A 13,217-nucleotide genomic window follows, 5' to 3' on the forward strand; every position below is an offset into this window, starting at 1 on the left:
ACGGTGGGTCAGCAGGGGGTGCCGACCTGAAGCTTGAACCTTCCCCGCAGGAAGAGTGGGGTGGATTGTACGGACAATTTGTACAAACTGGCCCAAAGCGAGAGATCTACTTCTACATCGCCTGCCTTTCTGCATAGGGCAGGGAGCTGATTATACCGCGACCCACCAGCTCAAGATGGAGCGTGCCCGCGAACGGAGAACTGGCCAATTCCCGGATGGGGACACTATGGCGCCGGTCCGACGGCGCCCAATTGTTGCGCCCTCCCCTGCAGACGGCGCCTCGACACATAAAAAGAGAGAGCAGGGCCAAGGGCCTGCTCTCTCTCTTGCAAAGGTGTGCCCGGGAGGTGGTGTGTCCCGGGCAACCCTTTTTAGACGAAGGTAATCGCGTCGTAGGACGCATTGCCCTGGCTGTACGCGTTGAGCGCGGCAACCGAGTCATATGCACCTGCCGCAGCGAGCGCCTGGATCGGGGCCGAAGCACCTTCCCAGAAGTCCTCGATCAGGACCGAGCCGGCCGAGGTGAAGACAAAGACGTCGAGCGCATCGCCCTGGCCGTCCCAGTCGCCCGTAATGACGAACATGTCGGCCGACGGATCGAAGCCGGAGTCGACGTCAAAGACGAGCGTGTCGCGGTTCGCGAGGTTGAAGTCGCGGCCCGAGCCGAGGCTGAACGGCGCACCGATGACGTCGTTGCCGAAGCCCGGCGACGAGTCGGTGCTGTCGAACTTGAACAGATCCTTGCCTGCGCCACCCGACATATGGTCGTCGCCCTCGCCGCCGGTGATGCTGTCGTTGCCCGACTCGCCTTCGAGATTGTCATCGCCAAGTCCACCGTCGATGGTGTCGTTGCCGGTGTCGCCGCGAATGGTGTCATCGCCGTCATCGCCGTTCATCACGTCGTTGCCGAAGCCACCGCTCATATAGTCGTTGCCGTCGCCACCGCTCATGGTGTCGTTGCCGCCGCCCGGGTTGCCCAGGTTTTCGAACAACGTGTCACCATACATGATGTCGTCGCCATCGCCGCCGTTCATGGTGTCATTGCCGGCATCGCCTGCGAGCGTGTCGTCGCCGTCATTGCCATTCACGACGTCGTTTCCGGCACCACCATAGATAGTGTCGTCACCGTCATCGCCCGACAGGTTGTCGGCCCCGGCATTGCCCTGGATGAGGTCATCGTCATCACCGCCGGACACGACGTCAGCGCCGTCATTGCCCTGGATGTTGTCGCTGCCGGCGCCGCCCGAGATGTTGTCGTTCCCAGCGTCGCCGCCGATCACGTCATCGCCGTCATTTCCTTCGATAACGTCGTCGCCTTCGTCACCGTTGAGCGTATCGTCGCCGGCACCACCCGAGATGAAGTCGGCATCGGTGTTCGACGGATCGAGCGGATCGAAGAACGGATCTCCGTTGCCGCGAATGACGTCGTCGCCGGCGTCACCGTAAAGCGCGTCGTCGCCGCCCTCGCCCCAAATGACGTCGTTGCCGCCGTCGCCATGGACGAGGTCGTTGCCGTCGTTGCCGTTCAACGTGTCATCGTCGGCGCCGCCGCCAATGTCATCGTCGTCGGCTCCACCCTGGACGAAGTCGAAGCCAGCGCCGCCGCGAATCACGTCGTTGCCGGCATCGCCGTCAAGTTCGTCATCGCCGTCGTTACCGGCAAGGTTGTCGTCGCCTTCGCCGCCATCAACTTGGTCGAAGCCTGTGCCGCCGGTGATGGTGTCGTTGCCGTCATCACCCCAGAGAAGGTCATCGCCGCTGTCACCCGCGATGGTGTCGTTGCCGCCTTGTCCGAAGACTTGGTCGTCGCCGGCGCCGCCCGAGATATTGTCGGCATGGCCATTGCCCGGATTGTAGCCGCTCTGGTTGTAGGCGAAATCCGGATCGGCCTTGCGGCCCGTCCCGTTGTCGCCGAAGATTACGTCATTGCCGTCGCCACCCGAGAGCTGGTCTACACCGTTGGCGTTTGTGCCGCCTTCGATATAGTCGTCGCCATTGCCGCCGCTCACGACGTCGGTTTCGGTACCGCCGAACAGATTGTCCTGTCCGTCGCCGCCGTTAATGACGTCGTCGCCGGCATTGCCTTCGACGCGGTCGTCGCCCGATTGGCCGTTGAGGGTGTCGTTGCCGGCGTCGCCGCGGATATAATCGTTTCCGCCGCCGCCCCATGCGGTGTCGTTGCCGGCGCCGCCGAGCAGGGTGTCGTTGCCGTCGGCCCCGCCGTTGTCGACGCCCGTGTAGACTACGTTGCCGGGCCCAACGACTGCGAAGGTCGCTTGGTCGCCGATCAGCGTGTCATTGCCTGCACCGCCGTCGACGCGGTCGTTCCCGCTGCGGCCGATGACGGCGTCGTCACCTGCATCGCCATAGAGATCGTTGTCGAGGTTGTTCCCGTAGACCGTGTCGTTCCCGCCGTTCCCACGCGCGTTATACGGCAGCGTGGCGGTCGAGACGATCGCATTCAGATCGATGAAGTCGACGGAGTTCGTTCCGAGAACCTGACCTCGCGAGGTCGGATTCTTGGCCGCCGTCGGCGCGTTGGATGGAGTTACACTCGGCATTTTCGCTATCCTCTTCATTCTGGTCGCAAGGATGCTGCTTCAATTTCTGAATCAAAGCCCCACCCGCCGGCCCTCGAAAATCCGGGGCCTTGAGAGGGAATATGACTGGGGGTCTGGCGCCGATATTCCTGCATGGGGACATGGACTAACTTTTTTGAAATTGGCCCAAAACGGGTCAGCTGGACCACGCCCGCGGCGGCCGCACGCTTTCCTGTCGCGCTCGCGCGAAAGCGAAAGTCTGCTGATTATTTGCTAGTGCTGCGTGCCCCTCGAGGCGATCAGTCCATCCGCCGCCCGAGGCGAGAGGCGGCAGGGCGCGACGCGTTTTCCACGCTCGCATCTTCTGCAGGAGCGCGGCCATTGTCGGCAGCGTTGGTCGGCGGGGTCGCAGCAGGGCGCTTCGCGTCCTCACTGCGCACCGCGGACGCGATAACCGGCGGCTTCGGGTTGCCGAGCGCGGAGGCGGGCGGCCGTCCAAGGGGCGACCCGTCAGGCCGCGGCGCGGCGCCGGACCCGCAGCAACGTCCCTCGGCAATAGCATCGACATCGAGTCGCCCGATCGAGGCGAGAACGGCGGCGCGCGCAACGAACTCGTTCCGACGTGCCCGCTCCAAGGTCACTTGCGCCGACAGAAGCGAATTCTGCGCGTCCAGAACCTCGGTCAGCGTCCGGTTGCCGCCAACGGCCTCGGTCTTCAGTCCGGCCACGGCCTTCTCGGTGGCTGCGACCGCGGTCTCGGCGTTGACGATCGTGCTTTTCGCGGAGAGCCAGCGAGCCCAGTTGCTCGCGACCTCTTCGGCAACGGTCCTTTCCGCCCCCTCGATCTGGACAATGCGCTGATCGCGAAGAGCCCGCGCACGGCGGATCTCGGCATGATCCTTGGGCAGGAATATCGGTACGCGAAGCTCGAGCCCCCCGTAAACCGAGGAGCGGTCATCGGGAAGCTTCCCCGTGAACAGGTTCGCCACCCCGCCAGTCAGATACTCATATCCACCAACGGCGTCGAGCTGCGGCAACAGTGCACCCAGGGCAAATTGCGCCCCGGCCTTGCCCGCGATGGCGTTGAGACGCGCGGCCCGAAGGCGCGGCGCTTCTTCAGCCGCAATCCGCTGCGCTTCTGCAAGCGAGGACGGCAGCTCCTCCAACGCCGGAAGCGCTGGGGCCGTTGTGCCCGACTGGCCGCTGACGGTGCGGAAGCGAAAGCCGCTGACGTTCAGTTCCTCCGTTGCCGCTAGAACAGAGGCCTGCGACGTCGCGAGCCGAGCCCGGGCAAGCGCCTCGTCGGTCTGGGTCGCTTCCGAAAATTCGAGTTTGCGTGACGTGGCGCGCAGCTGGTCGCCGATTGCGTCGCTCTGCATTTGCGAGAATTGCAGGATTTTGCGGTTGAGATGCACGTCGGCAGCGCTTGTAAGAAGTTCGAGCAACGTGTCTGAGACCGTGCCGTCGAGTCCGGCCTCGGTCGCAGCAAGCTCGGCCTTTGCAATCTCGACGCTGTTATACGTGCGGTTGCCGTCGAAAAAGCGGAGACGCGCCTCGACCGCGACGTGTCCCGATGTGTATTTAGAATCGTTTCGGGTACCGTTCCTGACGTCGATCTCGCGGCGCTGTACCGATCCATTCGCCTCGATCGTGGGCATATAGCCAGCCTCGGCGCCCTCGAGTCGCGCCTGGGCAACTCGAACTTGATTGCGCTGCGCCTGGATGTCGGGATTGTCGTCGACGACCGTACGCGCGAGGGTCGCCATGCTAGACGACGGCGCCACCGCCTGCGCGTGAGAAGGCACGTAAATCAAGGCGGTAGCGGCGAAGGCCGCGCAGCTGGCACCTGCCAGCAAGATCCGTTGTTTAAGCATCTGCCCCTCTTCGAAAAGGGCTCAAATCAATGAGAGCCGAGCCATTTATCGTTGGGGCGCAGCGTAATGCCGGGCGGGCCGCCAAGAAACTATCCGAACGGATATGTCCGAGGGGATAATAGACTCAATCCGCGGAATCGAAATAGATAGCCTCCGTCGGCCACCCCCGTCACGGTAGCCGATGTCTTTTCCAGACAAGCTGGCTGAGACTTACTCTGACCAAAACAAAAGCAAGCAAGGTCGGGGCGCGACGCTCGTCCTCAGTTGGACGTGCGTGGCTGACATCATGGTCGCGAGTGCATCTCCTGCTGCAAACTCAACAGTTTGCAGCGGGCCAAATGTTTCACGGGGGACCACATGTCGTCTGATATCGAACTGGCATTGCATTATGACGGGGCAAGCAGCGGATCTTTCTACGCAGACGACATCAACGATGCCCATGAACATCTGCCCCCTGCAAACGACCCGGCCGACTCGCAGTTCGGGGCACGGACGCGAAAGATCTGGCACGACTATCTCTCGCAGTTCGGAGTGAACTCCGCCATCCTGACCGTCACGGCAGGAAATGCGCAGCGCCACGCCTTCCTCATCGGCTTCGATCATGTGCGGGGTATGAAGAACGAGACCGAGAATCTCTTGGCGCTAGTCGATGCTGTTCTTGCGCGCAGCGGCGAGCAGCCGGTGCATCACTTCCAGTTCTCGCGCACCGACCTTGCCCCGTCGGCGGCGCAGGCCAGCGACCTGTCAGGCCAGTTCGACTGGGGCATCTCGATCCGGATGAAACACGGCTGCGACGTGATCCGCGCGCTGTTCTTCCGGCGCGAAGACGAGGGACGGTTCACCGAACGCGACGCCATGTCGCTGCAGCTCGTCGCGCCCATTCTGGCGGAGTCGGCCACGCGCATAGCGCAGCTTGCCCGTCAGTCACGTCGTTCCGCGATGCTCGAAGCGATGTTCGACCGCGTATCGATGTCGATGGCCCTGCTTTCGGCCGACGGACAGCCGCTCTTCATGAACAGCGCGGCGAGCGCGCTCCTTGCCGAGCGTCGCTGGCTCATCCGCGGGGCCGACGGCAGCATCGTCCCCGCGAACAGTTCGCAGGCCAAGGGAATGCGCGAGGCGATCCGCCGCGCGGCGACGGCACATTTCCCGGTCGAAGAGGTGTTCCGCCTCGACTGTCGCGACGGCGACTGGCGGCTTGCTTATGTCGTATCGGCAAAGTCGCGTGCGGGCGGCGATGTGGCGCGATGCGCCATGGTGATCGTCATGGGGCCGGGTAAGGTCGATGCGCCAAGTTCGCTTCTGGAGGCACTTGGCCTTCTTCCCTCCGAGCAGCGGTTTCTCGGGTACTTCCTGAAATCGAGCAGTCTTGGCAATGCCGCAGAAGGTTGTGGGCTATCAGAAGAGACGGCCCGCACTTATCTGAAACGTGTCCGCGCAAAGCTTGGCGTCCATCGCCAGATGGAGCTGGCCGGCCTTATTTCGGGGCTCGTCCTGCCGCTGCGGCAAGGCGACGCGCCTTCGATTGGAGATCGCCGGGATGTCTGAGGCGCGCCAGGGCGGCCGCCGGATCGCAAAGGGCGACAATTTACTGACCGCCAGCCTGCGGTTGCAGCGTCCCATCGTACTTCGCCTGATCTTCTTCTCGGCGATCAGCAACATGGCGGCCCTCGCCATGTCGCTTTATATGATGCAGCTATTCGACCGGGTGCTGACGAGCCAGAGCAAGGATACGCTCTATTTCCTCGCGCTCGCGATCATAATGGTGATCGGTCTTGCGGGCATTCTCGACGGGATTCGTCAGCAGGTCGCGAACCGTATCGGCACGTGGCTTGCGCAGCGACTTGCGCCCGACCTTTTGGAGCGGTCCCTCGAGCAGCGCCTGATCGCGCCCAACACGCGCCTCGAAGCGCTTCGCGAGCTTGCCCAGGTCAAGAATTTCATTTCGACGCCCACCGTCTTCAGTGTTGTCGATATGCTCTGGGTGCCCGTCTATCTCCTCATCGTCTTTTTGCTGCACCCCTTGTTCGGATTGATATCCGCGACAGGCGCGGCAACGCTCTTTGGACTGACCTGGTATAACGAGCGGCTGACGCGCGATGCCATCAAGGACGCCCAGAAGCTGGCGTCGAGCAACATGCAATATGCAGAATCGCTGGTAAGAAACAGCGAAGTCATCGACGCCATGGGCATGGCGAAGAACAGCATCTCGCACTGGCGGGAGAACTACATCGCAGAGACCAATGCGGTCGATGCTACGCAGTTCCAGTCTAGCCGGATCCTCGCATTGATAAAGTTCGTCCGCAATCTCGTGCAGGTCATTCTGCTCGGGGTCGGCGCCCTCCTCGTGCTGGATCAGCAATTGACCGGGGGCGCGATGATCGCTGGGTCGATTCTGATCGCGCGGCTGCTGGCGCCGATCGAGGCGGCCATGAGCTATTGGAAACAGTTTGTGCTGGCCCGCGAGAGCCTCGAGCGCCTTTCGAGCTTCTGCGATCTGCCGCCCGCGCGGGTCTCGCAGATGGAGTATCCCAAACCCGCCGGCCGGATATCGGTCGAGACCCTCTCCTACGCCGCGCCGGGCATGAAGGGCGCGATCCTGCGGAACGTCAGCTTCGAGATCGACGCGGGAACTTCGCTCGCGATCGTCGGTCCGTCGGCGTCGGGCAAGACCACCCTGTCGCGCCTTCTCGTCGGTGTGCTGAAGCCGAGCGCCGGCCATGTCCGCCTGGACGGCGCCGATACGTTCGAGTGGATGCGGAGCGATTTCGGGCCCAATGTCGGATATCTTCCGCAGGATGTCGAACTGCTGCCGGGAACGATCCGGCAGAATATCGCGCGATTCCTGCCCGATGCGACCGACGGGGACGTGATCGCAGCGGCAAAGCTCGCCGACTGCCATGACATGATTCTTCAGATCGACGGCGGCTATGACCGCATGCTGACCGATGGGGGACATCAGCTCTCCGGCGGCCAGCGCCAGCGCGTCGGCCTGGCGCGCGCCTTGTTTCGTTTGCCGCCGCTGGTGGTTCTGGACGAACCCAACGCCAGTCTTGATGCCAGGGGCGATGCCGCACTTCTGGCCACGATCAAGAAGCTGAAGGCGCTCAACATGACGACGATCATCGTGTCGCACCGCTCGAACCTGCTCGAACTCTCCGACAAGATTCTCCTGCTGATGGGCGGGCAGGTTGCAAAGTTCGGGGATGCACGAACCGTGATCGAACAGATGGCCGGTTCCCGCCGGGCGATCCCGCCACAGGACGCCGCTGCGCCGCGGCCCAAGCCGCCGCTAGTCGGGGAAACAGGAGTGGGCGCGTGAACGTACCCGTAAATCTGTCGCGCGGCGGTCAGCTCGCCCTTCCCGCGCCGTCCGGCGACATTGGCGCAGCGCCGAAGGTGAAGGGGTCGCTCCGCGTCGCGTTCGTCTCAATCGCGCTCTTCATCCTCGCCTTCAGCGTCTGGGCCTGGGCGGCGCCGCTCAACAGCGCGGCCATCGCCAGTGGATATCTTGAAGCTGCCGGGGGCGGGCGCCGCACGGTGCAGCATCTGGAAGGCGGCATCGTCCGGGAATTCCTGGTCAAGGAAGGGCAGTTTGTACGTGCGGGCCAGCCACTCGTGCTTCTCGATGCCACCCAAAGCGACGCCTCGGACGCCGCGCTTCGATCGACCTTCTATGGCCTGCTTGCGCAGGACGCGCGGCTTGATGCCGAGCGGCGGGGCCTTCGCGCGCCGGTTTATCCGGTCGAGCTTACGGCCCAGGCAAGCGATCCCGAAATCCGGGACATCATCCAGACCTCGAACGAGGAATTCGCCTCGCGGCAGCGGGGACTGTCGGAGCAAGCCCAAATCTATACGCAGCGGATCGGCCAGACCTATGCGGACATTCGCAGCTCGGAAGCGCAGATCGCGTCGCTGAGCGATCAGGGAAAATTGCTCGCGGATGAAGAGATGGGCGTCAATATGCTGGTCGACGAGGGACTTGAGCGCAAATCGCGCCTCCTCGCGCTTCAGCGCCAACGCGCCTTTGTGACCGGCGAGCAAGGAAAGCTGACCAACGCGCTGGATCGATATCGCAACACCATCGGAGAGTCGCGCGCCCAAATGGCGTCGCTGCGCAGCCAGATGGCGGCGGAGGCGGCGGCGCAGCAACCCGAAGTGCAGCTCAAGATCGCAGAGACGCGCGAGAAGATGAAGGTCAGCCGGGACATTCGCAGCCGTCAGCAGATCGTCTCGCCGATTGACGGGCGGGTATCGAACCTCCGGCTGATCACGCCGGGCGGCGTCCTGGGCTCCGGCCAGCCAGTTCTAGATATCGTCCCTACATCGGAGAAGATCGTGGTGTCGGCGCGCCTGAAGCCCACCGATGTCGATGTGGTCCACGAGGGCCTCCAAGCTGAGGTCAAGCTCACGCCCTACAAGGCACGCGTTATTCCCAATCTTTTCGGCACCGTCCGCGAGGTCAGCCCCGACGCGATCTACGACAAGGACGCGAACCAGATTTATTACAAGGTCATCGTGGAAATCTCTCCCGAGCAGCTGAAGCGCTACCCGTCGGTCAAGCTGATGTCCGGGATGCCGGCGGAAGTCTTCATCGATCTGGGCTCGAGTTCGCTGTTCAGCATGTTCTTCCAGCCGATGATCGACAGCTTCAACCGATCGTTCAGGGAATCCTGATCGCCGGACCGCATGGAGAGAGGGGACGTCGCGGGGAACAAGATCCGCCGCGATTTTGGGAGAATGGGGTGTCCGGATACGGTCTCTTATTCCGGGGAATCCAATACGCCGTGCAGGGAACTGCGCTTGGCGCCGCGGCGGGTGTGACCGTAACTGATGCGGCCGCGATGGAAGCGCGCGCGCCCGCCATCCTGCACTCCGGTCAGCAGCGGGAGGCCTGGACCGATAACGCCAGAAGCATGCTCGCCGACATGCCATTGACCGGGGCGAACCCGGATGCCGCGCCGACAGATGGCGCGCGACCGTCACCGGTGCCGATAGCCGGTCCATCGGACCCGGGCGACGATGCGCTTCCGGAAGCCGATCCAACCGCGCGCATGACGATGCCGAACGGATTTACGGGAGAGATCGGCGCGGTCGCTGTGCCGCTGGTCGAGGGCGCCATATCTCCAATTCTCGACGCGCCGCCGCCCCCCGCACCCGCTGCGGTCGCCAAACCCCCGCGCATATCGGCACTCCATCAGAAATCTGCGAAGCCGCCATCGTTCGACGCGCCCTCAAGGCTTGCGCAGGTGTCTGTGGCGCAAGAGCAGGGCACATCGACAGCGATCGGCGAGCCAAGCCTGATCGCGGGGCTGGAGATCGGCGCGCCGTTGTCGGCGAAGCGCAATGCAAGACCATCGCCATCCCAACTGGGCCTGCAATCCGCTTTGCGTCCCGGGGCGATCGAAGATAATGCTCCGAGATATGCGGCCGCCAATTACGAGGTAACGCCCGTCGGCGTACCTGGAACTGCCGGAGTTGAAATCGATGGCGAGGGTGATACGGCGGCAAGAACCGGGCAAGCGACGGAAGGAGATATCCTCAAGCTTCAGACTCTCTCGCGCGGGGGCCTCGCTGTTTCAGGCGGCTATTCTTCGATCGAAGGCCCCGTCGCTTCGGTAAAGCTGGCAAGAACGAATATCGGCGCGCCGGGGCGCGACCTGACCTTGTCCGGCCGCTATTCGAAGGTGCAGGCGCTCATGGAAATGGGAGCCTCCGACAGGAATTTTGCGGGGAGCGGCTTCGCGGTTGCTCCGGCATTCTTCTACTCGCGGTCGAAGGCGGTGGGCTTCGACCGTAACGTCAATAGCGGCCTCTTCGTACAGACAGCCCGCGGCCTCAACGTTTATCTTGGCCGGCCCCTGACCCGAAAGCTGCGCTTCGCAGCCAATTACCGCTTTTCGGACGAGGACTTCCTGATCCGCCGCAAGAATGCCCTGTGCGACATCAGTGTGCACGGCAGCGTGTTCTGCAACGCGATCGGCCGTTCCAGCAGTTCGGTGCTCAGCGTCGCCCTGAGCCTCGATCGGCGCGACAGCACGGTCGATCCTCGGCGTGGATTTCAGCTCAGGGTCTCGCAAGATGTTGCCGGTCTCGGTGGAGACACGCGGTTTGTCCGCTACCGGGCCTCGGCAACCTTTTATCAGCGGCTGGGCGATAACATCGACCTGGCGCTCGGCCTCGAGGGAGGGTACGCATCGGGCTACGACGGGCGCGACGTTCCCCTGTTCGACCGTTTCTATATCGGCGGTAACAGCATGCGCGGCTTCGATCTGCGGGGCCTTGGTCCAAAGGTCGTTCCTGCCGGGGCTTCGCCGGATAAGGCGACCGCCATCGGCGGCGAGGCCTATTATGTCGGGCGAGCAGAACTCTCGTTCCGGCTGACCGGCGACACTCAACGCTTCGGCGCGGTGCCGAGCGTCTTCGTCGATGCCGGTTCGGTCTTCGGTGCCAGGAAGTCCGAGCTTGCCGCGGGGGAAATGTTGATCGGCAACTCGGCCACCCCGCGCGCCGCGGTCGGCATCGGGATGACGTTCAATCTTGCGCCCGGAAAGCTGCGCTTCAGCGTGGCGCAACCCGTCAAGCGGCAGCAGGGCGATCGATCGAAGATCTTTGCGATCTCTTTTGGCACGGCTTTTTAGCGCACAGCAACCGCGCGTGTCCCCATCGGGGACTGGCGGCAAAAGTTGCCGCTAAGCATAGCCGTCTGGCAGGGAAACGCGCGCTTGAGGGGACGCGGATGCCACAGAGAAAATATATGTCCGCACGCGAGACGTCGGCTGCTTTGCGGAGCCGCATGGAATGAGCGCATCATCGGAACCCGTCGGCAATTCGGCCGAACAACTGTCCCAACGGCTTCGCCGCTTTCGTGAGGAGCGAGGGATGACCCGCTCCGAGCTCGCCGAGCGCGCAGGCTTGAGCAGGCCCACAATCTGGGCGTGGGAATCCGGCAAAACGCAGCCGCGAAACAGCAATTTGCAGACGCTTGCCTCCGCACTGGGCATATCGGAACTGGAGCTCGTGGCGGGTCGGGAAAATACGGGCAGCTCGCCCGACGAGTTTGACGTGATCGGCCCCTCGGCCTGGGAGAGCGGTGAAATCCCTGCCGGCCTCGCTCACCCCCATCGGCTTCGCATCATGATTTATGCCGCGAAGCTCGGCATTGCCGCGCTCGCAGGCATCAAGGCTCAGAACGTCAAAATTTCGATCGAACTTTGATGGGCAGTTTGCCCACCGGCGAACCCCCAAACATACGGCGACAAAAAATGTCATGAGTCCGCAACCGGGGACTGATCGAGGCGAAGCGGTAGCCTATTTCTGTTGACGTTCGATTCGGTCGGGAGACGTCGGCATGGCACGGAACATGGAATTCAACTGGACGGAAGCGGATCTTGTCGTGCACCCGGTTCAGGCGGTGACAGCCTATCCGACGCAGCACGGCGTGGTCATACGGCAGCAGAAGCAGAACGACCGCGACCGCGACGATGCCGTGATGATCCCACATTATTCGATCGACCTGCTGATCCGCCGCCTTCAGTATCTGCAGAATACGAGCGTGATCAGCGTCGAGCGTGCCGCAGACTCAGAGCTCGCCGACATCCTCGCGGCCGAGTAGCGGCGATCTGACTGCGGCAATCATCTGCTCACCCTAAGGGCGGCACCCGTTGACCATGGCGAAACTCTCGATGCTCCGCGGCGATCGCCAAGCCGCTCAATCCGCACGCTGCCGTCGCTCGGCCACTCTGCAGACTGGAATTTCTGGTTTATTCGAGTGTCGAAGCCGTTGGCGAACCCATAGGGCCTTGCACAATTAGCGCCACTTTACCTGTCGGACCGGCATCCTTCAGTCTTATCGAGCTTTCTCGGACGTCTTTTTCCGAGTGACGTTGAGAACGTTGGGCAATCCCAGTCCGACGGCTTTCAGCCTAAACATGTTATCTTCTTGACTAAAAGGCGTCCGGGACTTTCTGTGACATTGTCGATTGCTGCGCATATTCTTTGATGGAGTGAGCCATGGCCATCCTGAACCGCGTCCGGGACAATTTGCAGGATGTCGCCGATTTTGGTCCGACAATTTTGCTCCGGCATTTTGGACGCCTACGTAAGAATCGCATAGTGAAAGTACGAACGCCCGGGGGACCGATCTACGTCCGCGCCGGTGACAGCGACATTAGCGCCGTCCGGCAGGTATTTGCCAAGCGTGACTATGACGTTTCTTGGCTCACCGCAGCTTCTCGCCGCATGCAAGGTCGTTATGAGGAGATAATCGCGCTGGGCGGTGTTCCCGTAGTCGTCGATGCCGGCGCAAACATCGGAGCGGCAACCATATGGTTCAAGCAGCAATATCCGAAGGCGGCCGTCGTAGCGGTTGAACCGGATCCCGGCAACGCCGAGGTGCTCCGCATGAATGTCGCAAACCTCGCCGACATCTACGTCCTGGAAGCCGCGATCGGATCGGAGAATGGTTTTGTATCGCTCATTTCGGAGGGGCTCGGCTGGGCAGTGCAGACCGAGCGCGCAACGAGCGGCATACCGATCGTAACCATCGACGACGCCGTGGGAAAGGTGCCGAACGGCGTTCCATTTATCGCCAAGATCGACATCGAGGGGTTTGAGCGCGATCTCTTTTCAGCGAACACGGACTGGATCGACTCCATGGCCGCGGTGATCATTGAACCGCATGATTGGATGCTGCAGGGTCAGTACACCAGCGTCCCGTTCCAACGGGCAATGGGCTTGCGTGATTTCGAGATGCTTCACATCGGCGAGAACATATTTTACATTCGATAGCGGCCCATCGAAC

9 protein-coding genes are annotated in these 13,217 nt (G+C 62.5%); 7 read left to right on the top strand and 2 right to left on the bottom strand.

All coding sequences use genetic code 11. From position 1 onward, the window contains the following. Positions 1 to 371: 371 nt before the first annotated feature. Positions 372 to 2,561 (bottom strand): calcium-binding protein, encoded by a 2,190-nt coding sequence (locus ATE67_RS21465; protein WP_058817633.1) that lies wholly within the window; start codon positions 2,559 to 2,561, stop codon positions 372 to 374. Between the two features lie 278 nt (positions 2,562 to 2,839). Continuing rightward, the gene (locus tag ATE67_RS15810) at positions 2,840 to 4,306 is read right to left on the bottom strand and encodes a TolC family protein (RefSeq protein WP_058817634.1); all 1,467 of its coding nucleotides are present in this window, start codon (positions 4,304 to 4,306) and stop codon (positions 2,840 to 2,842) included. 465 nt (positions 4,307 to 4,771) lie between these two features. On the opposite strand from ATE67_RS15810, the gene ATE67_RS15815 reads away from it, so the two are divergent. From ATE67_RS15815 to ATE67_RS15845, 7 genes are all read left to right on the top strand, one after another. Next, positions 4,772 to 5,962, top strand: a complete 1,191-nt coding sequence (locus tag ATE67_RS15815; protein WP_058817635.1) for a helix-turn-helix transcriptional regulator — start codon at positions 4,772 to 4,774, stop codon at positions 5,960 to 5,962. Beyond that, positions 5,955 to 7,736 (top strand): type I secretion system permease/ATPase, encoded by a 1,782-nt coding sequence (locus ATE67_RS15820; protein WP_156417064.1) that lies wholly within the window; start codon positions 5,955 to 5,957, stop codon positions 7,734 to 7,736. Before ATE67_RS15815 ends, ATE67_RS15820 begins: the two co-directional genes overlap by 8 nt. Beyond that, positions 7,733 to 9,091 carry an HlyD family type I secretion periplasmic adaptor subunit gene (locus tag ATE67_RS15825; RefSeq protein WP_058817637.1) on the top strand — a complete coding sequence of 453 codons (1,359 nt, stop codon included), beginning with the start codon at positions 7,733 to 7,735 and terminating at the stop codon, positions 9,089 to 9,091. The genes ATE67_RS15820 and ATE67_RS15825 overlap by 4 nt, the downstream gene beginning before the upstream one ends. Positions 9,092 to 9,159: 68 nt before the next feature. Continuing rightward, the gene (locus ATE67_RS15830; protein ID WP_156417065.1) at positions 9,160 to 11,055 is read left to right on the top strand and encodes a BamA/OMP85 family outer membrane protein; all 1,896 of its coding nucleotides are present in this window, start codon (positions 9,160 to 9,162) and stop codon (positions 11,053 to 11,055) included. Positions 11,056 to 11,215: 160 nt separating this feature from the next. Further along, entirely contained in the window at positions 11,216 to 11,632 is a 417-nt protein-coding gene (locus tag ATE67_RS15835) for a helix-turn-helix domain-containing protein (protein ID WP_082660434.1), read from the top strand. 133 nt (positions 11,633 to 11,765) lie between these two features. Beyond that, positions 11,766 to 12,029 carry a hypothetical protein gene (locus ATE67_RS15840; protein WP_156417066.1) on the top strand — a complete coding sequence of 88 codons (264 nt, stop codon included), beginning with the start codon at positions 11,766 to 11,768 and terminating at the stop codon, positions 12,027 to 12,029. A gap of 398 nt (positions 12,030 to 12,427) precedes the next feature. Next, positions 12,428 to 13,204: an FkbM family methyltransferase gene (locus tag ATE67_RS15845; protein ID WP_082660435.1), complete on the top strand. Its 777-nt coding sequence runs from the start codon at positions 12,428 to 12,430 to the stop codon at positions 13,202 to 13,204. The last annotated feature ends 13 nt before the right edge of the window (positions 13,205 to 13,217 follow it).

It is taken from the genome of Sphingopyxis sp. H050 (genome assembly GCF_001468265.1).
Lineage (GTDB): Bacteria > Pseudomonadota > Alphaproteobacteria > Sphingomonadales > Sphingomonadaceae > Sphingopyxis.

Coding starts and splice junctions, on each gene's coding strand:
- ATE67_RS15815 (WP_058817635.1), top strand. CDS start 4,772: ATGTCGTCTGATATCGAACTGGCATTGCATTATGACGGGGCAAGCAGC.
- ATE67_RS15810 (WP_058817634.1), bottom strand. CDS start 4,306: ATGGCGACCCTCGCGCGTACGGTCGTCGACGACAATCCCGACATCCAG.
- ATE67_RS15845 (WP_082660435.1), top strand. CDS start 12,428: ATGGCCATCCTGAACCGCGTCCGGGACAATTTGCAGGATGTCGCCGAT.
- ATE67_RS21465 (WP_058817633.1), bottom strand. CDS start 2,561: ATGCCGAGTGTAACTCCATCCAACGCGCCGACGGCGGCCAAGAATCCG.
- ATE67_RS15835 (WP_082660434.1), top strand. CDS start 11,216: ATGAGCGCATCATCGGAACCCGTCGGCAATTCGGCCGAACAACTGTCC.
- ATE67_RS15840 (WP_156417066.1), top strand. CDS start 11,766: ATGGCACGGAACATGGAATTCAACTGGACGGAAGCGGATCTTGTCGTG.
- ATE67_RS15820 (WP_156417064.1), top strand. CDS start 5,955: ATGTCTGAGGCGCGCCAGGGCGGCCGCCGGATCGCAAAGGGCGACAAT.